At 74.0% G+C, this 23,050-nt stretch carries 21 protein-coding genes; 12 read left to right on the top strand and 9 right to left on the bottom strand.

The features are described 5' to 3' along the window. The first annotated feature begins 303 nt into the window (after window positions 1–303). From M8330_RS04230 to M8330_RS04195, 8 genes are all read left to right on the top strand, one after another. On the top strand, window positions 304–3,333 hold the full coding sequence (locus tag M8330_RS04230) for an aminotransferase class III-fold pyridoxal phosphate-dependent enzyme (protein ID WP_250826320.1): 3,030 nt from the start codon (window positions 304–306) through the stop codon (window positions 3,331–3,333). Between the two features lie 2 nt (window positions 3,334–3,335). Further along, window positions 3,336–4,754 carry an NAD(P)/FAD-dependent oxidoreductase gene (locus M8330_RS04225; protein WP_250826319.1) on the top strand — a complete coding sequence of 473 codons (1,419 nt, stop codon included), beginning with the start codon at window positions 3,336–3,338 and terminating at the stop codon, window positions 4,752–4,754. A 24-nt stretch (window positions 4,755–4,778) separates the two neighbouring features. Continuing rightward, window positions 4,779–5,591, top strand: a complete 813-nt coding sequence (locus M8330_RS04220; RefSeq protein ID WP_372490178.1) for an amino acid ABC transporter ATP-binding protein — start codon at window positions 4,779–4,781, stop codon at window positions 5,589–5,591. Window position 5,592: 1 nt separating this feature from the next. Beyond that, entirely contained in the window at window positions 5,593–6,216 is a 624-nt protein-coding gene (locus M8330_RS04215; protein ID WP_250826318.1) for an amino acid ABC transporter permease, read from the top strand. Beyond that, window positions 6,216–6,869: an amino acid ABC transporter permease gene (locus M8330_RS04210; protein WP_250826317.1), complete on the top strand. Its 654-nt coding sequence runs from the start codon at window positions 6,216–6,218 to the stop codon at window positions 6,867–6,869. Before M8330_RS04215 ends, M8330_RS04210 begins: the two co-directional genes overlap by 1 nt. A 176-nt stretch (window positions 6,870–7,045) precedes the next feature. Continuing rightward, window positions 7,046–7,918, top strand: a complete 873-nt coding sequence (locus M8330_RS04205; RefSeq protein ID WP_250826316.1) for a substrate-binding periplasmic protein — start codon at window positions 7,046–7,048, stop codon at window positions 7,916–7,918. An 83-nt stretch (window positions 7,919–8,001) separates the two neighbouring features. After that, the gene (locus M8330_RS04200) at window positions 8,002–8,508 is read left to right on the top strand and encodes an Lrp/AsnC family transcriptional regulator (protein WP_250826394.1); all 507 of its coding nucleotides are present in this window, start codon (window positions 8,002–8,004) and stop codon (window positions 8,506–8,508) included. Window positions 8,509–8,510: 2 nt separating this feature from the next. Continuing rightward, a complete protein-coding gene (locus M8330_RS04195) occupies window positions 8,511–9,557 on the top strand; it encodes a C-terminal binding protein (RefSeq protein ID WP_250826315.1) in 1,047 nt (348 codons plus the stop codon). 174 nt (window positions 9,558–9,731) lie between these two features. On the opposite strand, the gene M8330_RS04190 is transcribed toward M8330_RS04195, so the two are convergent. Then, entirely contained in the window at window positions 9,732–11,030 is a 1,299-nt protein-coding gene (locus tag M8330_RS04190) for an SLC13 family permease (protein WP_250826314.1), read from the bottom strand. 278 nt (window positions 11,031–11,308) lie between these two features. Between M8330_RS04190 and M8330_RS22315 the strand changes: the two genes are divergently transcribed. Both M8330_RS22315 and M8330_RS04180 read left to right on the top strand, forming a co-directional pair. Further along, window positions 11,309–12,673, top strand: coding sequence for a rhodanese-like domain-containing protein (locus tag M8330_RS22315; protein ID WP_250826313.1), 1,365 nt, complete (start codon window positions 11,309–11,311; stop codon window positions 12,671–12,673). A gap of 76 nt (window positions 12,674–12,749) precedes the next feature. Then, a complete protein-coding gene (locus M8330_RS04180) occupies window positions 12,750–12,956 on the top strand; it encodes a YgaP family membrane protein (protein ID WP_250826312.1) in 207 nt (68 codons plus the stop codon). A gap of 13 nt (window positions 12,957–12,969) precedes the next feature. Here M8330_RS04180 and M8330_RS04175 read toward each other — a convergent pair whose 3' ends face one another. Next, window positions 12,970–13,266, bottom strand: coding sequence for a hypothetical protein (locus M8330_RS04175; protein ID WP_250826311.1), 297 nt, complete (start codon window positions 13,264–13,266; stop codon window positions 12,970–12,972). Between the two features lie 71 nt (window positions 13,267–13,337). Between M8330_RS04175 and M8330_RS22310 the strand changes: the two genes are divergently transcribed. Beyond that, window positions 13,338–14,312: a VOC family protein gene (locus M8330_RS22310; protein ID WP_250826310.1), complete on the top strand. Its 975-nt coding sequence runs from the start codon at window positions 13,338–13,340 to the stop codon at window positions 14,310–14,312. 20 nt (window positions 14,313–14,332) lie between these two features. On the opposite strand, the gene M8330_RS04165 is transcribed toward M8330_RS22310, so the two are convergent. From M8330_RS04165 to M8330_RS04135, 7 genes are all read right to left on the bottom strand, one after another. Beyond that, the gene (locus M8330_RS04165) at window positions 14,333–15,700 is read right to left on the bottom strand and encodes an MFS transporter (RefSeq protein WP_250826309.1); all 1,368 of its coding nucleotides are present in this window, start codon (window positions 15,698–15,700) and stop codon (window positions 14,333–14,335) included. A 156-nt stretch (window positions 15,701–15,856) separates the two neighbouring features. Beyond that, window positions 15,857–17,776: a helix-turn-helix domain-containing protein gene (locus tag M8330_RS04160; RefSeq protein WP_250826308.1), complete on the bottom strand. Its 1,920-nt coding sequence runs from the start codon at window positions 17,774–17,776 to the stop codon at window positions 15,857–15,859. Window positions 17,777–17,845: 69 nt separating this feature from the next. Continuing rightward, window positions 17,846–18,769: an SUMF1/EgtB/PvdO family nonheme iron enzyme gene (locus M8330_RS04155; RefSeq protein ID WP_308196236.1), complete on the bottom strand. Its 924-nt coding sequence runs from the start codon at window positions 18,767–18,769 to the stop codon at window positions 17,846–17,848. Between the two features lie 130 nt (window positions 18,770–18,899). Then, entirely contained in the window at window positions 18,900–19,370 is a 471-nt protein-coding gene (locus M8330_RS04150; protein ID WP_250826306.1) for a hypothetical protein, read from the bottom strand. An 86-nt stretch (window positions 19,371–19,456) separates the two neighbouring features. After that, a complete protein-coding gene (locus tag M8330_RS04145) occupies window positions 19,457–19,855 on the bottom strand; it encodes a DUF7144 family membrane protein (protein ID WP_250826305.1) in 399 nt (132 codons plus the stop codon). 145 nt (window positions 19,856–20,000) lie between these two features. Then, entirely contained in the window at window positions 20,001–21,002 is a 1,002-nt protein-coding gene (locus M8330_RS04140; protein ID WP_250826304.1) for a DUF389 domain-containing protein, read from the bottom strand. A gap of 3 nt (window positions 21,003–21,005) precedes the next feature. Then, the gene (locus M8330_RS04135) at window positions 21,006–22,181 is read right to left on the bottom strand and encodes an AI-2E family transporter (protein WP_250826303.1); all 1,176 of its coding nucleotides are present in this window, start codon (window positions 22,179–22,181) and stop codon (window positions 21,006–21,008) included. 174 nt (window positions 22,182–22,355) lie between these two features. Between M8330_RS04135 and M8330_RS04130 the strand changes: the two genes are divergently transcribed. Next, on the top strand, window positions 22,356–22,946 hold the full coding sequence (locus tag M8330_RS04130; RefSeq protein ID WP_250055359.1) for a DUF308 domain-containing protein: 591 nt from the start codon (window positions 22,356–22,358) through the stop codon (window positions 22,944–22,946). Window positions 22,947–23,050: the final 104 nt, after the last annotated feature.

Here is a 23,050-nt window from a genome sequence, read left to right as displayed (position 1 = left end):
ACCTCCTCGGGCGGACATCCCGGCACCACGGGTCGGCCCTGACGGACCGATCCGTCACCGATCGTCCAGGCAACAGTGACGATCCATCACCACTCGCGCGACCCAGGTCACGAATCCGAGCCCGAATGTCACGGCTGCGTTAATTGCTGGTTCCAGGCGACATTCCTGAGTGACTTTTCGGCACAAGCCTTCCTACAGTCGAAGCACCACGTCACCAGATCGGCGCAGTGAGTCACCGAAGATCACTGCTAACCGAGGATCTGCACAGATCCGGTGACGGGTGATCACTCAGGAGGAACCACCATGCCGATGGCAGCCACCGAGGCCGCCTCGTACGGCCGCCCCGCCATCACGCCCGAGCTGGCCGCGACCCTCGTCGCCCAGCGCTACGGGCTCACCGGGGCCGTCACCGAGCTGGGCAGCCAGCAGGACCGCAACTTCCTCCTCCGCCCCGACACCGGCCCCTCGGGCGCCTCGGCCGGCGCCCTGGTCTTCAAGGTCTTCCACCCCGCCACCGACGCCGCCGTCGTCCACGACCAGGTGGCGGCGATGACCGCGCTCGCCTCGGCCGGCATCGAGGCCCCCGCCCCCGTGGCCGCCGCGGACGGCACGCTCGTGCAGCGGGTCGCCCTGGACGGCGCGGACCACTTCGCGGTGGCCCTGCGCTTCGTCGAGGGCGAGCAGCTGGTCGACGAGCGGCACCTGCCGACCCACCTCGTCACCGGCCTGGCCTCGCTGGTCGCCCGGGTGAGCCGGGCCCTCGCCGACGTGCCGGCCACCGCCGACCGGGAGACCCAGTGGGACCTGCGGCACGCGGCCACCGTCGTCAGCGAGTTCGCCCCCGCCGTCCCCGAGGACCGCCGCGGGCAGCTCCTCGCCGTCACCGAGCGGGCCTGGGCACGGGTGCAGCAGGTGGCCGTCGACCTGCCCGTGCAGCTGATCCACGGCGACATCACCGACGACAACGTGGTGGCCCGCACCGTGGACGCTCGCCCCCGGGTCGTCGGGGTCATCGACTTCGGCGACGTCGTCGGCTCGTGGCGGATCGGCGAGGTGGCGGTGACCCTCGCCTCGATGCTCCACCACGACCTCGACGACCACGGGGTGCTGCGCGCGATGACCGCCACGCTCGAGCAGGGCCTGGCCGCGGACGACGGCCTGCCGCTCACCCCGGCGGAGCGCTCCGCCCTCTGGCCGCTCGTGCAGCTGCGCTGCGCCGTGCTCGTGGCCTCCGGCTGGCAGCAGCTGGCCGTGGACCCGCACAACACCTACGCCACCACGCGGATGGCGCACGAGTGGCGCTCGTTCGAGACCGCGGCCGGGCTCGACGCCGACGCGATGGCGGCGCTGCTGCTCCCCCGCGAGGACGCGGACGCGAGCACCACCGAGGCTCCGGTCGCACTGCTGGCGCTGCGCGGCGTCGACGGCGGTTCCCCCACGCCGCTCTCGTTCGCCCCCGACGGCGACGACGCCCCGTCCCGGCTGCTCCTGCGGCCCGACACCGAGGCGCTCGTCCTGCACCACGCCCTCGCCCGGCACCCCCTGGTCGTGGTGCCGCAGCGCGAGCCGCGGGTCACCTCGGCCCGGCCGGGCGTGCGCCCCGACCGGCAGCGCACCTACCCGCTGGCCGCCGAGTCGGTCTCGCGCGGCGGCCACGAGCTGGTCACGCTGGCCGACGCCACCGTGCTGAGCACCGGGCCCGGCACCCTGCACGTGCGGATCGGTGCCCACCGGCTCGAGGTCGCCGACGTGCAGCCCTCGCCCGCCTGCGTGCCGGGTGCGCTCGTGACCGCGGGCGAGTCGCTGGGCCGCGCCACTCCCCTCGACCAGGTCAGCACCCACGCCGACGGCAGCACCACGACCCTCGAGCACGCCCGGCACCACCTGCGGCTGCGACTGCTGCCGGCGTCCGCCGCGATCGACCTGCCCTGGGACTGCCCGGCCGACCTGGCCCCCGGCTACGGCGCGCTCGTCGCCGGCACGGACGCCGCCCTCGGCCTGGCCACCAGCGGCACCGACCACGCGGTCGACGCCGCGAGCGAGCAGGCCCGGCGCAACGCGTTCCTGCCCGACAACACCGAGCGCTACTACGCCCGCCCGCCGGTCTTCGTCCGCGGCTGGCGCAGCCACCTGCTCGACGCCGACGGCCGCGCCCACCTCGACATGGTCAACAACGTGGCCGCCATCGGGCACTCGCACCCGCGACTCCAGGCCGCCGTGACCCGCGCGCTGGGCAGGCTCAACACCAACAGCCGGTTCCTCTACCGCGACCTGGCGGACCTCTCCGAACGCATCCTCGAGACCACCCGCGGCGCCGACGGCACCTCCCCCTACGACTCGGTCGTGCTGGTCAACAGCGGCACCGAGGCGGTCGACCTCGCCCTGCGCATGGCCACCATCGCCACCGGCCGGCGCCAGGTCGTCACCCACGCCGAGGGCTACCACGGCTGGTCCACGGCCGCCGACGCGATCACCACCTCGGCCTACGACAACCCGCACGCGCTGGACTCGCGCCCCTCCTGGGTGACGGTGACGGACGTGCCCAACGCCTTCCGCGGCACCCACCGCGGCGAGGGCGCGGGCGCCGCCTACGCCGCCGACCTGAACGGCGTGCTCGACGGCCTCGTGGACGCCGGCACGGCACCCGCCGCGGTGATCATGGAGTCGATCCTCGGCAACTCCGGCGGCGTCGTGCCCGCCGCCGGCTACTCCGTGGCGATGCAGGAGGCCGCCCACCGGGTCGGTGCGCTGACCATCGCCGACGAGGTCCAGGTCGGCTACGCCCGCACCGGCGAGAGCTTCTGGGCCTTCCAGGCCGAAGGGGTCACCCCCGACGTCGTGGTCTGCGCCAAGGCCATGGGCAACGGCGTGCCCCTCGGCGCCGTGATCACCCGCAAGGAGATCAGCGACCAGCTCGGTCGCGAGGGCACCTTCTTCTCCACCACGGGAGGCTCCCCGGTCGCCTGCGCCGCCGGCCTGGCCGTGCTCGACGTCCTCGCCGACGAGGGCCTCCAGGCCAACGCCAAGGCCGTCGGCGACCACCTCGCCGGCCGCGTGGCCGAGCTGGCCGCCCAGCACGAGTCGATCGCCGCCGTCCACGGGCGCGGGCTCTACCGCGGCATCGAGCTCGTCACCGACCGCGACTCCCTCACCCCCGACGCCGCGCTCACCGCCGCGGTCTGCGAGGCCCTGCTGGCCCGCGGCGTCATCGACCAGGCCACCTCCGAGCGCCAGAACGTGCTCAAGGTGAAGCCGCCCCTCACCCTGACCGTCGAGGAGGCCGACTCCTACGTCGACGCCCTCGACGAGGTCCTCTCCAGGAAGTGGTTCTGAGCATGCCCACCCCCACCGCCGGACACGCGCTGCGCTGCAACGGCGACGTCTCCTTCTGGTACCGCGACGCCGGGCTCGGGCCCGTCCACCCGCCGCTGACCTCCTCCACCACCGCCGACGTCGTCGTGGTCGGCGGCGGGTACACCGGCCTGTGGACCGCCTACTACCTCGCCCGGGCGAAGCCCGAGTGGCGCATCGTCGTGCTCGAGGCCGAGACCGTCGGGTACGGCGCCTCCGGCCGCAACGGCGGCTGGCTGTCCTACGGCATGCCGGGCCTGAACCGGATGTACGCGGCCAGCCACGGCAAGCAGTCCGTCATCGACTTCCAGCGCCAGATCTTCGGGGCCATCGACGAGGTCGTGGCCGTCACCCGCGCCGAGGGCATCGAGGCCGACGTCGCCACGCAGGGCGAGATCGCCATCGCCACGACGCCGGCCCAGGCGGCGCGGCTGCGCGAGGAGCAGGAGTACTGCCTCGCGTGGGGCTTCGAGGACGAGGACCTGGAGCTGGTCAGCGGCGACGCCCTGACCGACCGCTTCGCGCACCTCGCCGGCGGCACCGTCGGCCTCTGGTCGCGCCGCGCCGCCCGCGTCCAGCCGGCCAAGCTCGTCTCCGGCCTGCGCGACGCCTGCCTGCGCCTCGGAGTGGTGGTGCACGAGCACACCCGCGTCACCGACATCGCCCCGCACCGGGTCACCACCGGCACCGGCGACACCGTGGACGCCCGCTGGGTCGTCCGCGGCACCGAGGCCTTCACCGCCGACCTGCCCGGCCAGCGCCGCACCTGGCTGCCCAAGCTCTCCAGCGTGCTGGCCACCGAGCCGCTCTCGCGCGCGCAGCTCGAGAGCGTCGGTTGGGCGGACAACGCGGTGCTCACCCGCGACGCGGCCCACTCCTTCTCCTACATCCAGAAGACCGCCGACGACCGGATCGTGCTCGGCGGGCCCGGCACCCCCTACTACTGGGGCTCGGGCCGCGACAGGCACGGCGAGACCCCGGTGGCCTCCGTCGAGGCGCTCACCGCCAGCTTCGACCGCCTGTTCCCTGCCCTGGCCGACGTCGCCTTCGACCACACCTGGACCGGCGTGCTGGGCATCCCCCGCGACTGGTCCGCCACGGTCGACGCCGACCCGGCCACCGGCCTCGCGGTCGCGGGCGGCTACGTGGGCGACGGCCTCTCCGCCAGCAACCTGGCCGGCCGGACCCTGCGCGACCTGATCCTGGGCGAGGACACCGCGATCACCCGCCTGCCCTGGGTCGGCAAGAAGGTCCGCCCCTGGGAGCCCGAGCCCGCACGCTGGCTCGGCGTGCGCGGCATGTACCGCGTCTACAGCGCCGTCGACGCCCTCGAGCGCCGCAGCCAGAGCCCCGAGACCTCGCGCCTGGCCACCCTCGCCAACCGGATCTCCGGCCGTTACTGACCGGCAGCACTGACGCCAGATCGGATGAGCCTGTTGAACACCACCCCGTCCCCCGACGCCACCGCCGCCCCCGGCGGGCCGCTGCTCGTCGTCGACTCGCTGACGAAGTCGTTCGGCGACCACACCGTCCTGCGGGGCGTCGACCTGCACCTCGACAAGGGCGAGGTCGTCGCCCTCATCGGCCCCAGCGGCGGCGGCAAGTCCACGCTGCTGCGCTGCATCAACCAGCTCGAGCTGCCCACCAGCGGCCAGGTCACCCTCGACGGCACCCCGCTGGTCAGCACCCGGGGCGGCGCGGTCGTGGCCCCGTCCGCGAAGGCGCTGCTGAGGGTGCGGCGCCAGATCGGCATGGTCTTCCAGTCGTTCAACCTGTTCGCGAACATGACCGCCGAGCAGAACATCGTCTTCGCCCAGCGCGCCGCCCTCGGCACGGGCAAGGACGAGGCGCGCGAGCGTGCCCGCACCCTGCTGGAGCGCGTCGGCATGGGCCACAAGGCCGGCTCCCACCCCTCCCAGCTCTCCGGCGGCCAGCAGCAGCGCGTCGCGATCGCCCGCTCCCTGGCGCTCGACCCGCGCGTGATCCTCTTCGACGAGCCCACCTCGGCCATCGACCCCGAGATGCGCTCGGAGGTCCTCTCGGTGATGCGCGAGCTCGCCGAGGCCGGCATGACGATGCTCGTCTCCACCCACGAGATGGGTTTCGCCAAGCAGGTCTCGGACCGCACGGTGTTCCTCTGCGACGGCGGCATCCTCGAGGAGGGCCCGTCCCGCTCGCTGCTCGAGCAGCCCACCCATGACCGCACCCGGCAGTTCCTGCGGGCCATCGCGGAGGGCTGAGATGGACTTCTCCCTCCTCCCCGCCGCGCTCTGGCTGACCGCGCAGATCACGATCCTCTCGGCCCTGATCGGCATGGCCGCCGGCGTCCTGGTCGTGCTCGCGCGTCGCAGCCGCGTCGCCCCGCTGCGCTGGCTGGCCATCGCCTGGACCGACGTCGTGCGCGGCGTCCCCCCGCTGGTCTGGCTGATGCTGGTCTTCCTCGGCGTCGGGGTCTTCACCCCGCTCGGGGCGGCCGTCATCGTGTTCGGCCTGGTCGCCTCCGCCTACTGCGCCGAGATCTACCGCTCCGGCCTGGAGGGCGTCGCGAAGGGTCAGTACGAGGCCCTGGACGCCCTGGGCATCCCGACCCGCACCGGCCGGCTGCGCGTCGTCGTGCCGCAGGCCGCGGTGATCTCCGCACCGGCGGTCGTCTCCTACGTGATCGGCATGGTCAAGGACACCTCGCTGGCCTCCGTGATCGGCGTCGCCGAGCTGACCTTCGTGGCCAACCGGGCCGCCAACCGCACCGGTGACGGGATCACCCCCTTCGTCACGGTCGGCGTCCTGTACCTGCTGCTCAGCCTCGTGCTGGCCCTCGTGGGCCGGGCCGCGGCGGCGAGGGCCGAGTCGGGGTGGGCCGCCTGATGAGCGACTTCCTCGCCGACTCCGTCTCCTGGCTGCCCGACCTGCTCCGGGGCCTGGGCCACAGCCTCTGGCTCACGTTCGTCTCGCTGCTGCTCGGCCTGCCGCTGGGCCTCGTCCTCGGCTACGTCACCGAGCGCACCACCTCGCGGCCGCTGCGGTGGCTCCTGGTAGCCGTGATCGAGCTCGCCCGTGGCCTGCCCGCCCTGGTCGTCCTCTACCTCATCTACTACGGCCTGCCGAGCGTCGAGGTCGTGCTCAGCGCCTTCTGGTCGATCATCGCGGCGTTCACGTTCTCCAACGCCGGGTACGTCAGCGAGATCGTCCGCGGCGCCATCCGCGGCATCCCCGCCGGCCAGCTGGAGGCCTGCCAGGCCCTCGGCATCGGCCGCGCGCGCACCTTCGCCTCCGTCATCGCCCCGCAGGCGCTGCGGATCTCGACCCCGTCGCTGGTCGGCTACGCCGCCATCGTCTTCCAGAGCACCTCGCTGGCCGTCGCCGTCGCCGAGCCCGAGCTGCTCAACGCCGCCTACAACATCGGCTCGATCACCTTCCAGTACCTGCAGGTGTTCATCGTGGCCGGTGCGCTCTACGCCGTGGTCGTCATCGCCGCCTCCCGGTTCGCCGGCTGGCTGGCGACCCGCACCCAGTACTGAGCCGCCCGCCGCTCCCACCGACCGCCGTCGCCCCGCCCCCGACCGGGGCGGCGGCCCGCACCACCCGTCCCACCGCAGCACCCAGCACAGCACCCAGCACAGCCCGCACCGCAGGCGCAGCGTCGCGCCGCCGTCCTCTCCTGCCCGACCCTCTCGCCCGACCCTGAAGGATCGACATGACCCGCACGACCAGCACCAAGCGACGCGCCGCCCTGATCGCCGTCGCCCCGCTCCTCGCGCTCAGCATCTCCGCCTGCGCCGACAGCTCGACCAACACCACCGGCGAGGTCGAGGCCGACTGCACCCCGGCCCACCCGGACCTGACCACCGTCACCGAGGGCACGCTCACGGTGGCCGCCGACGTCTCCCTGCCCTACGTCGACGTGGACGACTCCACCGGCGAGCTCGGGGGCGTGGACGGCCTGGTGCTGAACCAGATCGCCGAGATGGAGTGCCTGACCATCACCAACGCGACGATCCACGGCTCCACCGCCATCGGCTCGGTGCAGCAGGGCCAGTCCGACCTGGCCGCCGGCGGCTGGTACTGGACCAAGGCCCACGGCAAGGTGCTCGGCCAGACCGACACCGTCTACTACGACTTCACCGCGGTCGCCTCGCAGGACGGCCAGTACTCCTCGCTCGACGACCTGGACGGCCTCACCGTCGGCGTCACCCAGGGCTCCCTCTACGTCGAGGAGCTCCAGGACGTCTTCGGCGCCGACAACGTCAAGCAGTACGAGACCCTCACCCAGGCGATGACCGACCTCACCAACGGCCGCATCGACGCCACCATCGCCGGCTCCGGCGAGACCGGCTACCAGCTCTCCCAGCTGGACGGCACCACGCTCTCGATGCAGCCCATCGAGGCCGACGACCGCCTCGAGGCGTCCCTGTCCTACGGCCAGGTCAACTTCCCCCACACCCTGGGCAACGACTCCCTCACCACCGCGCTGGACGAGGACATCGCGACGCTGCGCGAGGACGGCACCGTGCAGGACGCGCTCGACACCTACGGCCTCACCGACGAGGCCAACTTCTCCGGCAACTGATCGGCACGCAGATCAGACCGACCACGACACGCCGGGCGGCGGGCGACCCCCGCCGCCCGGCGCGCCCCGAGGATGGAGGCGTGATGGACCTCGACGACGTCGACCGCAAGATCATCGGCGCGCTGGAGCGCGACGGCCGGACCGGCTACCGGGAGCTCGCCGACGTCGTCGGCCTGACCCCCGGCGGCGTCCGCAAGCGCGTGATGCGCCTGATCGAGGAGGAGGTCCTCAAGGTCGTCGGCATCACCGACCCGCTCAAGATCGGGTTCGAGGCGATGGCGATGCTGGCCCTGACCGTCGAGGGCGACCCGTACGAGATCGCGGACAAGCTCTCCGCGATCCCGCAGGTCGTCTACGTCGTCATCGGCGCCGGACCCTTCGACGTCCTCGTCGAGGTGCTCGCCGAGGACACCCGTCACCTCTCCACCGTGATCAACCGCGAGGTACGCGCCGTGCCCGGCGTCCGCAGCCTCACGACGTTCACCTACCACGACATCCACACCCACCGGTTCACGTGGGGCGAGCAGCAGGTCGACGGCGCACCCGTCGCCGCCGGCGAGCCCCACGAGGAGCCCGACCAGACGGACTGACGTTGACCGAGCACCGCCCCAGCCCCTCCACCGCCCCCGCCGCCGGTGCCACCGACACCGCCGACCTGCGGGTCGTCTACGCCGGGATCGGGGACGACCTCGCCCACGAGCGCGGCGTCCTGCAGGGCTGGGGCGTGGCCGGTCTCGAGCTCCTCGAGGCCGACCCCGGCGACGGGTCCGTCGACGCCCTCGTGGCCGCCTTCGCCGACGCCGACGCGATCGTGACCGAGGGCCTGGCCATCACCCGCGAGGTCCTCGAGCGTCTCCCGCGGCTGCGCGCCGTGGCCCTGCAGAGCATCGGCACCAACACCGTCGACCTCGCGGCCGCGGCCGAGCGCGGCGTCGCGGTCTCCCACGCCCCTGGCTTCTGCGTCGACGAGGTCGCCACGCACACCGTGGCGATGATCCTCGACCTGGCCCGCCACGTGACCCGGTTCGACCGCCGCGTCCGGGCCGGCGTGTGGGACCCCCTGGACGCCTCCCTGCCGATGCCGCGGCGGCTGCGCGGCCAACGGGTCGGGCTCGTCTACTTCGGCGCGATCCCCCGGGCCGTCGCCCCGCTGCTGCACGCGTTCGGGCTCGAGGTGGCCGTGTGGGCGCCCACCTGGAGCGCCGAGGACCTGGCCGCTGCCGGCGTCACGCCCGTGGGCTCCCTGGACGAGCTGCTGGCGACGTCCGACGTCGTCTCGCTGCACTGCCCGCTGCTCCCCTCGACCCACCACCTCGTCGGCGAGCGCGAGCTGCGCCTGATGAGGCCGAGCGCCGGCCTGGTGAACACCGCGCGCGGCGAGGTCGTGGACGAGGCCGCGCTGGTCACGGCCCTGCGCACCGGCACGATCGCCGCCGCCGCCATCGACGTGATCGAGGACGAGGACACCGGCCGCACCGCGCTGACCGACCTGGACAACGTGGTGCTGACCCCGCACTCGGCCTTCCTGTCGGCCGAGTCGTTCGTGCAGGCGCGCGAGATGGCGCTGGCCTGCGTGGTCGACGTGCTCGTGCACGGGCGAAGCCCCCGGCACGAGGCGCCGCTGCCCCGCACCGTCTGAGGCACTGAGGCCGGTCTCGCCGGTCTCGAGGCTCCTCGCTGGCGCTCGTCGCACCTCGACCACCGAGGCCGGTGGTCGAGGTGCGAGGAGCCCCGGCGACCCCACCGGTGGTCGAGGTGCGAGGAGCCCCGGCGACGAGCCTCGAGACCGCCGCACCCACCGCAGGCGCCCGTCTCAGACGGGCAGCAGCGAGAACGTCCAGGCCGCGAGCGGAGCCAGGCCGACGACGAGGCCGGCGTAGACGAGCATGCGGCGGTAGAAGTCGTCGCGGTGCTCGGCGTCGACGTTGGCCAGCACCAGGGCGCCGTTGGTGGAGAACGGGCTGACGTCGACCACGGTGGCCGAGATCGAGAGCGCCGCCACGAACCCGACCGCCCCCAGCTCGCCGGACTCCAGCATCGGCGCGGCGATCGCCAGCGCCACGCCGATCGTGCCGATCGAGGAGGCCAACGCCGAGACGATGCCGGCGAGGTAGCACAGCAGCAGGGCCGCGACGAGCGGGACGCCGAGCGCGGCGATGCCGCCGCTGGCCCACTCGACGGTGCCGGCGGCCTCGAGCACCGCGATGTAGGTGAGCACGCCGCCCACGAGCACGACGGTGCTCCACGAGACGTTCGCCAGGCAGACGCGGGCGTCGTCGGGGCGCATGAGCGCGAGCACGGCCGCCGCACTGAGGGACAGCACGCCGATGTCGAGCCCGAAGGCCGCCGTCCCGACCGCCATCACGGCCAGGCCGAGCAGGGTGACGCCCTGGTAGAGGTCGATCCCGGAGGTCTGCGCGGAGGTCTGCGCGGAGGTCTGCGCGGAGGCCTGCCCGGAGGTCTGACCTGGGGCCTCTGCCTCAGACGCGGGGGCGCCCGCGAGGTCCTCGGTGCGGCCGAGCAGGAAACGACCGCCCATGGTGAGGAATACGACCAGGGCGATGGCGGTGTTGAACACGAAGCTGGCCAGGAACAGGCCGAGGCGGCTGCCGCCCAGGTCGTCGCCGGCGAGGAAGCTGTTGACGAAGAGCCCGTAGACGCTCAGCGGCGAGAACGCGCCGGCCATGCCGCCGTGCACGACCATCATGCCCATCATCAGCTGGTCGATCCGGTACCGCCGAGCGAAGGGCACCGCGAGCGGCGCGACGACGGCGATCGCGAAGATCGCGCCGACGGACATCAGCGCGCCGGTGAGGGCGAAGAAGATCCAGGGGGCCAGCGCCACCCGCCCCCGGACGAGGCGGAGCCCCGCGCGCAGCAGCAGGTCGATGGTGCCGTTGCGCTGGGCGAAGCCGAACAGGAACGTCAGCCCGGTCAGAGCCACGAACAGGTCGACCGGGAACCCGGCGAAGACCTCGTCGGTGCTCAGGCCCGCCGCGGCGCCGACGCCGAACGCCGCGACGAGGGCGAGGACGCCCAGGTTGACCGAGCGCGCGGTCGCGAGCACGAAGATCAGGGCGAGCACCAGGACGGTGACCAGCTCGAGGTTCACGGGGCTCCTTCAGGCCCGGCCCGGAGGCCGGTGGGTGTGCGGACGTGCACCCCCTTCCCTACATCAGTCGGACAGTGACGTCCGACCCCCGACCCGGGCGTGAGACCGCCTCGACGGCCACCGATGGCTGTGCTGAGAGGCGCCGCGGCGGTCACGCCGTCGACAATCCGAGAAAAGGTCCGTACATTGTGGGAACAACCCCATGGGGGGTTATGTTCGGACCATCGACAGACCAGCCGCACGGCTGGCCCGCCCCCGTCCCACCACAGGAGGACCCGGTGCCCCTCACCGTCGAGATCATCGAGACCAGCGAGCTCGGAGACCGCAGCTACCTCGCCCACGACGGCGCCGTCGCCGTCGTGATCGACCCCCAGCGCGACACCGACCGGGTCACCGCCCGCGCCGCCGAGATCGGCGTCCGCGTCGTCGCGGTGGCCGAGACGCACATCCACAACGACTACGTCACCGGCGGCTACCACCTGGCGCAGGAGACCGGTGCCGACTACCTGGTCAACGCCGAGGACCCGGTCGCCTTCGAGCGCGTCGGCGTCAGCGACGGGGACGTCCGCACCTACGGCGACCTCGAGGTGAAGGTCGTGTCCACGCCCGGCCACACCCACACCCACCTGGGCTTCGTGATCGCCACCCCGGGCACGGAGAACCCGGCGGTGTTCACCGGCGGCTCGCTGCTCTACGGCTCGGTGGGCCGCCCGGACCTGCTCGGCCCCGACCACACCGACACCCTCGCCCGCGCCCAGTACCGCACCGCGCACAAGCTGGCCGAGATGCTGCCCGACGAGGCCCCGCTCTACCCCACGCACGGCTTCGGCAGCTTCTGCTCGGCCGGCTCCGCGACCGGCGGCGACGGCTCGACGATCGGCACCGAGAAGGCGCGCAACGACGCCCTGACCACACCCGACGAGCAGAGCTTCGTCGACGGCCTCGTCGCGGCACTGGCGGCCTACCCCGCCTACTACGCCCACATGGCCCCGCGAAACCTGGAGGGCCCGGCCGAGCCGGACCTCAGCGCCCCCGAGAGCGTGGACGCCGCCGGCCTGCGCGCCGCCGTCGAGGCCGGCCACTGGGTCGTCGACCTGCGGGACCGGAAGCTCTACCCCGCCGCGCACGTGCCCGGGTCGATCTCGGTCGACATCTCCGGCGCCTTCTCCACCTACCTCGGCTGGATCCTCCCCTGGGGCACCCCGCTGACCCTGATCGCCGGGACGGCCGAGGACGTGGCCGCCGCCCAGCGCCAGCTCGTGCGCATCGGCATCGAGCGTCCGGCCGGTGCGGCCGTCGGCGCCATTGCCGACCTGACCGCGGGCGATGCCGCCTCCTACGAGACGGTCGACTTCGAGGCCCTGGCCACCCGGATCAAGGACGGCGAGGCCCCGCTCGTGCTCGACGTGCGGATGGACTCCGAGCACCTGGCCTCCGAGATCCCCGGCTCGGTGCACGTGCCGCTGCACGAGCTGCTCGACCGCCTCGACGACGTGCCCGCCGGCCAGGTCTGGGTCCACTGCCAGTCCGGCTTCCGCGCCTCGATCGCGGCCAGCCTGCTCGACCGCGCCGGCCGAGACGTCGTCCTGGTCGACGACGACTACGACCGCGCCGGCGAGCTCGGGCTCACCGCGTCAGCCTGATCCGTCACCAGCACCCCGTCAGCACCCCGCCGGCACCCCGCCGGCACCCCGCCGGCACCAGCGAAAGGTCCTCCACATGCGCAACATGGGTCTGCTCGACCGCCGCGTCCGCGGCTTCGTGATCGCACCGCTCCTGCTCGTGATCGGCGTGCTCGTCGGTCCGGTGGGCGTCGCGTCGATCATCCTGTACGTCCTCGCCGCCGTGATGGCGGCGACCTCCGCAGTGGGCGTCTGCCCGCTCTACGCCCCGTTCCGCCTGAGCACGGGCGCCGGCAAGCACTGACGCAGCAGCACCCTCAGCGAGGGTCGGGGACGTGGGCGGACCACCGCGCCTCCCGCTCGGCCGGGCTCTGCTCCCACCAGGGCGTGCCGCGCTCCCCCAGCGCCACCTTGGCGGCCCGGACGCCGTCGCGCGCGGCTCGCTCCTCGTCCGTCCCGCGCGTCCGCCGGACCTCGCGGCGCCAGGCCATGAGGATCTTGGTCAGCTCGTCACGACGAGCCCCGGGGACGTCGGGGTCGGTCGCGCGCCAGCGACGCCCGTCGACCACGATCCAGCGCCCGTCGTCGGTCGGTTCCGCCGCTCTGCCTGCCACGGGAGCAGCCTGGCGCGCCAGGCCCTGGCGCACCCCGCCCGCGCGTTAGTTGAATCTTGTATCGTCGGGGCGTGACCACCCGCCAGCTTCGCCGCGCCGCCACCACGACCGCCGCCGCGGCCACCCTCGCCCTGCTCGCCGCGTGCGGCGAGGATGGCACCGGCGACCGGGCCGTCTCGGCCGACGGCACCCCGCCGACGTCCGCCCTGGCCGCCGGGACCCACCTGGGCGCGGTGGAGATCACCACCGCCGACGAGCCGGGGCTGCGGCGCTTCTACACGCGCGGGGTCGGCCTGGAGGTCCTCGAGCGCACGGACGAGGCGACGCTGCTCGGCAGCGACGGCACCGGGCTGCTGCGACTGGTGGTCGACGACGCCCCCGCCGACGACCCGTCGGAGGCCGGGCTCTACCACTCGGCCTTCCTCTACGACGAGGCCTCGGAGCTGGCGCCGGCGCTGCTGCGCTCCTCCCAGATCGCCGGGGCGGCCTACCAGGGCTCGGCCGACCACACCGTGAGCCTGGCGTTCTACCTCGGCGACCCCGACGGCAACGGCGTGGAGCTGTACCTGGACCGCCCGGTCGAGGGCTGGGAGTGGACCGAGGAGGGCGTGACGATGGGCAGCGCGCCACTGGACCCGAACGCGTTCATCGGCGAGAACCTCGACGAGGCCGACCTCACCGCGACCCCCGACGGCGTGACACTGGGCCACCTGCACCTGCGGGCCGGCGACCTCGAGGAGGCCCGCGCCTTCTACCAGGACGCGCTCGGGCTCGCCCTCACTGCCCGGACCGACGGCGCGATCTTCCTGTCGGCCGGCGGGTACCACCACCACCTCGGCGTGAACACCTGGACGGCCGCCGGGGCCGGGCAACGACCCGACAGCCTCGGGCTGCGCGTCGTCCGCCTCGCGGTGCCGGACGTAGGCGAGCTCGACGCCCTCGCGACGCGGCTGGAGGAGGCCGGCGTGGCCGCCGAGCGCGACGGCGACACCGTCACCACCACCGATCCCTGGAGGACGACGGTGGTGGTGACGGTGCAGGCCTGACCGACCCGGCGCGACAGGGGTCAGTCCAGCGCGCGGTCGTGCGCCAGTGACGTCTTCGCCGTCTCCTTGGCCGCGAGCACCGCGACCACGGTGATGACGGAGGCGGCGACCACGTAGAGGGCCACCGCGGTGGTGTTGTCCCCGTCGCCGGTGGTGAGCAGCTGCACCGCGATGATCGGCGCGAGGGCGCCGGCCACGATCGAGGCCAGCTGGTAGCCGACGGAGGCGCCGGTGTAGCGCACGGTGGTGCCGAACAGCTCGGAGAAGAACGCCGCCTGCGGCGAGTACATCAGCGAGTGGAAGAACAGGCCGACCGCCACGGCCAGCAGCACCTTGCCGGGCTCGCCGGAGGTCGCCAGGTGCAGGAACGGGAAGGCCCACACCGCGACGCCCACGGCCCCGATCAGGTAGAGCGGGCGCCGGCCGACGCGGTCGGAGAGGGCACCGACCGCGGGGATCAGGAAGAACTGCCCGGCAGCACCGATGAGGAGCATCTGGAGGATGAGGTCGGTGCCGACGTCCGCGAAGTCCTTGGCGTAGGTCAGGACCACGACGGTGAAGATGTAGTAGGAGATGTTCTCCGCCATCCGCATGCCCATGGCGACCAGGACCTCACGGGGGTACTGACGCAGCACCTGGACGATGGGCAGGGAGGGCGCCTCCTGCGTACGGGCGGCCATCTCGGCCTTCGCGTCGCTGTAGACCTTCGACTCCTCCAGCTGCAGGCGCACCCACAGGCCGATGATGACCAGCACGGCCGAGAGCAGGAACGGCACACGCCAGCCCCACGCCTCGAAGGTCTCGTCGCTCTGCACGGCCGCGAGGATGAACAGCACCGCCGTGGCCAGCAGGTTGCCCAGCGGCACGCCGGCCTGCGGCCACGAGGACCAGAACCCGCGACGCGCGGGGTCGCCGTGCTCGGCGGCCATCAGCACCGCACCGCCCCACTCGCCGCCGACGGCGAAGCCCTGGAGCAGCCGGCAGGCCAGCAGCAGGATCGGCGCCCCCAGGCCGATCGAGGCGTAGGTCGGCAGCAGGCCGATCGCGAAGGTCGAGGCGCCCATCATCAGCAGGGCGACCACGAGCATCTTCTTGCGGCCGACGCGGTCACCGAAGTGCCCGAACACGACGCCGCCCAGGGGCCGGGCCACGAAGCCCAGCGCGTAGGTGCCGAACGCGAGCAGGGTGCCGGTGACCGGGTCGGAGGAGGGGAAGAACAGGGTGCCGAAGACCAGGGCGGCCGCCGAGCCGTAGAGGAAGAAGTCGTACCACTCCACCGCGGTGCCGACGAGGGACGCGAACACCACCTTGACGATCGGGGTGCGGGAGCCGCCCTCGCCGCCTGGGGGTCGGGTGCCGGTCTGCGCCGTGGTCACGTCGCTGCTCATGGGGTTCCTCTCATCGCTCCGTCTCGACCGGCACACGTGGCGTCGGTCACAGCCAGCCACGGTAGGAACGCCGTCGCTCCCGGCGCGAGGTGTGGCCGACACACCGTTCGCACCGCGCGGTGTGTCGACGACACACCGCGCCCGGGAGGGCGTCGGTCAGGTGCGCAGCCGCCGCACCCGCAGGGCGAGCTGCAGGTCCAGGGCGTGCTCCGGCTCGCGCCACCGCTCCCCCAGGAGCGCATCGACCCGGGCCAGCCGCTGGGCCACGGTGTTGGCGTGCACGTGCAGGCTGCGGGCTGCGGCGGGTGCCCGGCCGCCGGCCGCGAACCACGCCTCGAGGGTCGTGCGCAGGTCGCTGCCGCGGGCCTCGTCGTGCTCGAGGACGGGGCCCAGCACCCGGCTCACGAACGCGTCGAGCTCCTCGGGGCCGCTGCGCCCCAGCAGGAGCCGCGCCACGCCGAGGCCCGCCGGGTCGACCACCGTCCCGGTGCGTCCCAGGGCCAGCTGGGCGCGCAGGCAGCCGTCCGCCTCGGCGACCGCCTCGGCGACCCCGGGCCCGACCGGGTCGGCAGGCCCCTCGACGACCCCCACGGTGACGCTGCCCTCCGGGTCGGTGAGGGCCGAGGCCAGCGCCTCGCGCAGCCGCTCCCCCACCCGCAGCGGCTCCAGCCCGGGCCCGGTGGCGAGCAGGACGAGGCGGCCGTGCTGCTCGCCGACCAGGCCGTGCAGGTCGCGGGCGACCCGGCCGGCGACCCGGGCCGTCGCGGCACGGTCCAGACCCTCGACCTCGGCCACCGCGACCACGCAGCCCTGGTCCAGCAGGACCCGGTGCCGTCGGGCCCGCTGACGGCGGCGGGCCCGGTCACCGTCGTGTTCCTCGGGCGCGGCAGCACCGGACCCACCGGTGGCGAGAGGGTCCAGACCGGGGCCGGCGAGCACGTCGGCCAGCAGCGCCCAGCCCAGGCGTTCCTCGGCGGCCTCGGCCGCCCGGTCGCCGAGCAGCACGAGCGCCGCGGCCATCGCGCCGCGCTCGAGCGTGCGTGTGCCGGCCTCGGTGAGCTGCTCCGAGACCTCCAGCACGAGGGTGGCCAGGTGGTCGGGGCCCGCCATCGCGGGCGCCACCACGACGGCCGGCGCGGGCACGACGACGGCACGGCCGGCCTGGCCGGCGCGGGCGACGAGGTCGGCCGAGGGCCAGTCCGCCGGGACGGGGCCGGACCCGGCGAGCAGTGCCCCGCCGTCGTCCAGGATGGTGAGGCGGCCGTCGAGCGCCTCGGCGAGCGTGGTGACCACGTCGGCCAGGTCGCCGCCGTGCAGCAGCACGCGCGTGAGCCGGTCGTGGGCGCGGGCCGCCTGCTCGACCCCGCGGGCGTGCTCGCGGAGACGGTGGTGGGCCTCGTCCAGCTCGACGAAGAGCCGCGCGTTCTCCAGCGCCACCGCCGCGTGCGCGGCGAAGGAGGTCAGCAGCGAGACCTCCTCGGGCGGGAAGCGCCGCACCGTGCGGTGGGTCGCGAGCAGGGTGCCGATGACGCGGCCGTCGACGAGCAGCGGGACGCCGAGGATGGCGCGGATCAGCTCCCCGCCGACCGCGTCGTCGATCTCGCGGCGGTGCACGAACCGCTCGTCGTGCTGGTAGTCGCTGGTGAAGTACGGCTGGCCCGTCTGCGCGACGAGGCCCAGCAGCCCGGTGCCGAGCGGGAGACGCAGCCGCCTGAACTCGGCGGTCAGCGCTCCGTCGGTGACCTTCATGTAGGAGGCCCCGCCACCCTCGTCGGCCTCGTTGAGGGACAGGTAGGTCATGTCGGCGTGCAGCAGCTGGCGGGCCCGACGCACGATCGCGGCCAGGATGGTGTCGACGTCGCGGATGGCGGTGAGGTCGCCGGCCGTCTCGTACAGCGCCAGGAGCTCCGCCTCGCGCGCGCCGCGACGGGCCATGAGGTCGCGCAGGGTGAGGGCGAGGTCGCGTCGGCGGCGGGTCTCGGGGTCGGGGTCGGCCCCCAGCAGCTCGTCGAAGCGGGACAGGGGCGCTCCGTCGACCAGGAGGTCGAGGAAGGTGGGGGCGGGCGTCACGAGCACCGGTGGAGCATGCCCGTCCGTGCCCTGCGTCACACCTGCGTCACACCCGGTTCACGCGACTCATCGGGGTCACACGAGCGGTGCCACCGAGGAACCCGGCTCGAGGGCGACGACCCGGAAGCCGACGTTGCCCGCGCTGGAGTCCGGGGTGCTCGAGCTGCGGGCGTCGACGCGGTACCGGCGGCAGTAGCTGTCGTGGCACAGGTAGGAGCCGCCCCGCAGCACCCGCGCCTGCCCGCTGGAGGGCCCGCGCGGGTCGCGCACGGCTGCGGCGGCCCGACGTCGGTAGGTGTCGTCGGCGAACCAGTCCGCGCACCACTCCCAGACGTTGCCCGTGACCTCGTGCAGCCCCAGCCCGTTGGCCGGGTAGGAGCCGACCGGGCAGGTGCCCACCCACCCGTCCGCGCCCGTGTCCTGCTGCGGGAAGCTGCCCTGGAAGACGTTCATCCGGTGCTCGCCTGCGGGTTCCCGCTCCTGCCCCCACGGGAAGTGGTCGCCGTCGCGCCCACCGCGGGCCGCGCGCTCCCACTCCGCCTCGGTCGGGAGCCGGGTACCGCTCCACGCGGCGAAGGCCACGGCGTCGAACCAGCTCACGTGGACGACGGGGTGGCGGCCGCGGTCGCGCACGTGGCTCCCCCGGCCCTCGGGCTGCTGCCAGGAGGCGCCGGGGACCTCGCGCCACCAGGGTGCGGCGGCCACGCCGCGGGTGGGCCGGAAGTCGTCGGGCAGGAGGCCCGCGAACACGAACGAGGTGCCGACCTCCTCGGCGGTGGTCACGTGCCCGGTGGCGGCGACGAAGGCGGCGAACTGCCGGTTGGTGACCGTGTGCGCCGCGATGCGGTACGCACCGAGCACCACCTCGTGGGCCGGCGACTCGCCGTCCGCGGGGTAGCCGGGGTCGTCGGTGCCCATGCGGAACGAGCCCTCCTCGACCGGGCACCAGGCGCCCGCCGGTGCCGAGGACAGCGGCGCGGGAGGAGCCTCCGGTGCCACCGGCGACGACGCACCGGGGACGGGGGTCCCACCGGCACCGCGCGCACCCGGGGAGCAGCAGGACACTCCGCTCACCTCCGAGGGACGCCGGACGCGTCCTGCGGGCAACCTACCGGCCGGTGCCGCAGAGTCAGCGAGACGGCTCGCCGGTGCCGGCCGCCAGCTCCTCGAGGAGGTCCTTGAGGGCCTCGTCGCCGCCGGTGGCGTAGGCGTCCCACGCCGGGCCACGGGCCGCCAGCGGCGCCTGCTCCGCCCACCAGGCGTCCCGCACCTGCTCGACGACGACCAGCAGCGTCGTGTCCTCGGCCGGTGCCGCGAGACGACGACGCTGCTCGCGCAGCACGAGGCCGAGCGCGGTCACCGCGCCCTCGTGGAACTTCGCCGCGGGCAGCGGGTGGCCGGAGCGCGCCAGGTGGCACAGCGACTGCCCGCCCAACGCCTCGGCGAGGGCGTCCTGGGCGCACGCCCGGTGAGCACGCACCAGCGCCACGCACGCCGGCTCGTCCTGCTCCCGCTCGCCCGCGGCGTCCCGGCACCCGTCGGTGACGGCCCTGGCCTCGGACGGGAGGCCGAGCGCGGCGCGGAGTCGGGAGAGAGGCATGGGCACACCGGGGGTCGCGGGAACGTGGGTCTCCGGCACAACCGCGCCGGCGGCCCCGGATGTTCCCGGGTCCCGGGGCGCCTCGCTCAGAGGTTCTCCAGCTCCTCGCCGTGGACCAGGATCGCCCACACGACGACCACCTCGAGCGCGATGGTCACCATCGAGGCGTACGGGGTCGCCGGGAGCAGCACCAGCTGCGTGAGCAGGTTCAGCACCACCAGCGCCAGCGCGGCCAGCCGCGCCCAGAGCCGCCCCGCCAGCGTCATCACGCCGGTCGCCAGGAGGAGGACCCCGGTGACCAGGTGCACCCAGCCCCACGCGGTGACGTCCAGGACGAGGAGGGTCCGCGAGCCCGTGACGTACACGTCGTCGGTGGCGATCGCGGTGAGCCCGGTGAGCACGTTGAACAGGCCGGCCACGGCGATCATCACGGCGGCGAAGGCGATGGGGCCGACCCACAGGGTCGGGCGGGGCTTGCGGGGCACGGTTCCTCCTGGTGGCGGGGTGGGACGTGGCGGTCAGGGCGTGGCGGTCAGGGCGTGGCGGTCAGGGCGTGGCGGTCAGGGCGTGGCGGTCAGGGCGTGGCGGTCAGGGCGTGGCGGTCAGGGCGTGGGGGGCAGGACGTGGCGGTCAGGCCGTGGCCGGCTGGAGCACCGAGTCGCCGGCGAGGAAGGTGACGTCGAGGTCGACGTCGGCCAGCCCCGCCTCGTCCAGCAGGGGGCGGAGCCCCGCGAGGTCGGGCCGGGCCTCCGGGCCGATCACGACGACGACGAGCGTGCCGTTGCGCAGCTCCACGTCGGTGAGCTCCCAGCCCTGGCCGTCGGCCCACGCACGCGCGACGGGCTCGGCGTCGGCCACGACCAGCTGCTCGCGCAGCACCGTGCGGCTGCCCACCGCCAGCGGCACGGAGACCACCAGCACGGAGGCGATCACGATGACCAGCGAGCGCCCGGCCAGTCGTCGGACGGGCACCCCGGCCTCCTGGGCCGCGTGCCGGAACCTGGCCACCAGCAGCACGAGGGTGCCGGTCGCGATGATCGCGGCGACGTTGGTGCCGAAGAGCAGCAGGGCACCCGCCGCCTGCCCGGGCTCGCCGGACTCCAGCGTGAGCCCCACGACGGCCAGCGGCGGCACCAGCGAGATCGCGATCGCCACGCCGGGCAGGCTGTCGGCGACGTCGGCCCTCGTCAGCGCGTACGCACCGACCACGCCGGTGGCCAGGGCCGCGACCAGGTCGATCAGCCGGGGGCTCACCCGGCCCGCGACCTGGCTGTTGGTGTCGGCGGTGACGGGCAGCTGCACGAGGGCGCCCAGGAGGTAGCCCACCAGCACCACGCTGGCCGCACCGGCCACCACGAGCAGCACGTTGAGCACGATCTGCCGGTGCCGCGCCAGCACCACGGCGCAGGCGGTCCCGAGGATCGGCCGCATCAGGGGCGCCACGATCATGGCACCGATGACGGTCGCCACGGAGTCCGCGATGACGCCGGCGGCCGCGATCACCGCGGAGAGGACCAGCAGCACCCAGAAGGCGGAGAGGACGCGCCCGCGGTCGGGGCCCTCCAGGAAGAACGACCCGGTGATCCGGTGGACGTCGGCGTCGGTGAGCGGCGTGATCCCCGGGACCCGCACGGCTCAGGCCTGCTCGTCGCGACGGGCCGCCCCGGCGGCCGGGCCCGTCTCCTCGTCCGGGTCGACCAGGGCCCGCGCGGAGTCGGCGACGGCCGCCCCCGCCGAGGGCACGGACGCCGGCACGCCGATGAGACCGCCGAACCAGCGCGCCCCGGGGTCGACGTCGACGAACAGGCAGCGGACCAGCAGCGTGAGCGGCACGGCGAGCACGGCGCCCACCGGCCCGAGGATCCACGCCCACACGACGAGGGAGAGGAAGGTGATGCTGGCGGAGAGACCGACGGCGTCGCCGACGAGCTTGGGCTGGATGACCGACTGGATCACGACGTTGATCACCGAGTAGGCCACGATCACGCCCAGCATCAGGCCGGGGCCGCCCTCGAGCAGGCCGAGGATCGCCGGCGGCACCAGGCCGAGCACGAAGCCGATGTTCGGGATGTAGTTGGTGATGAAGGCCAGCAGGCCCCACAGCAGCGCGCCGGGGATGCCGAAGGCGTAGAGGACGCCGATGTCGATGACCGCGACCACCAGGCCGAAGATCGTGGAGACCACCAGGTAGGTGCGGGTCAGTCGGGCGAAGGAGTCCAGCGCCTCGACGAACTCGGGGCGGTCCCCGTGCAGCCGCTGGAGCTGCTCGCCGAACGAGCCTGCGTCGAGACAGACGAAGAGCACCAGCGTCACGACGAAGACCAGGTTCGTGGCCAGGGAGACGGTGCCCGAGAGCACCACGGTGACGATGTCGACCACGCGGCCCAGGTCGAAGGAGGAGACGATCGCGCTGACCTGGAGGTTGTCGACGCCGAAGCGCCGCAGCAGGTCCGCGCCCTGCCCGACCAGCTCGGCGAACTGCGCCTGGTAGCCGGGCACCAGCTGGGCGAACTCGGCGGCGGCCAGGAGCATCGACCCGGCCAGCACCACGATGAGCACGTAGACCGCGAGGATCGAGAGCAGCGTGCCGAGCCACCGCGGGACGCCGATCTTGGCGAGCCCCGTGCGCACGGGGCTGGCGGCGATGGCCAGGACGACGGCGAGGAAGGCCGGGCCGGCGATCCCGCTGATGCTGCGGACGCCGGCGATCGTGATCACGGCGGCAGCCGCCCCCACGAGGATGAGGACCCCACGGGGCAGGCCGCCCGAGCCCGTCCGCTGACTGGTCGCGGGTGCCGGTGAGCCGTCCATGGGTGCCTCCTGCGTCCGGCCGGGTCCGCCCCGGCTCGCGGCGAGCCTAGGGCCACCGGCACGTCGCGGGTGGGCGATCCCGAGCGCGTCGGGGTGACCTCCGTCGGGCCGGACGGGCGCCTCACCCGTAGCGGGCGATCCCGCTCCCCCGGCGGCCTCCCTAGCGTCGCCGCCATGAGCCACCCGCAGCACGGGGACAGCCCCGACATCATCATCGGCGAGGTCGTCGGCACCCGGACGTTCCCCCTGCCGTGGGGCCTGCTGGCCGCGCGCGGCGCGGTCGGCGTCGTCGCGGGCGTCCTGCTGCTGGCCTGGCCGCGAGCCTCGATCTCGGTGGTGCTGGTCCTCGTGGGCCTGTGGACCGCGGTGGACGGCGTGCTGACGATCGCGGGCGCACGGCACGAGGGCAGCGGACGCGGCGAGCGGGCCGTGCTGGCCCTGGGCGGGCTGCTGGCCGTGGTGATCGGCGCCATCGCCGTCGTCCGCCCGTTCGAGACCGCGGCGGCGCTGGCGTGGATGCTGGGTGCGTGGCTGCTGGTCCTCGGGCTGCTCCAGCTCGTGCTGACCGCCCTGCGACCCAGCCTGCTCGGTCTGCTCACCGCGGCAGCGGTGGCCGCCGCCGGCTTCCTGCTGATCCTCGACCCGGGGCGCGCGACCACCGGTCTGACCATGCTGATCGGCCTGGCGCTCGTCGCCTGGGGTGCCCTGTTCGTGGTCGTGGGGCTGCTGGCCCGCCGCGCCTCGGTGAGCCTGCTGGAGACCTAGGCAGACACCTGGGCAGACACCTGGGCAGACACCTGGACACGCGTCGGGCGCGAACGGCCTCACCCGCACCGGGTGACGCCCTGCTCCCGCGGGCGCACGAGCAT

This window comes from Nocardioides bruguierae (assembly GCF_023656415.1).
GTDB classification, from domain to species: Bacteria; Actinomycetota; Actinomycetes; order Propionibacteriales; family Nocardioidaceae; genus Nocardioides; species Nocardioides bruguierae.
Note: the sequence above shows the minus strand (reverse complement) of the source record. Positions and strands in the feature narration are given on the sequence as shown.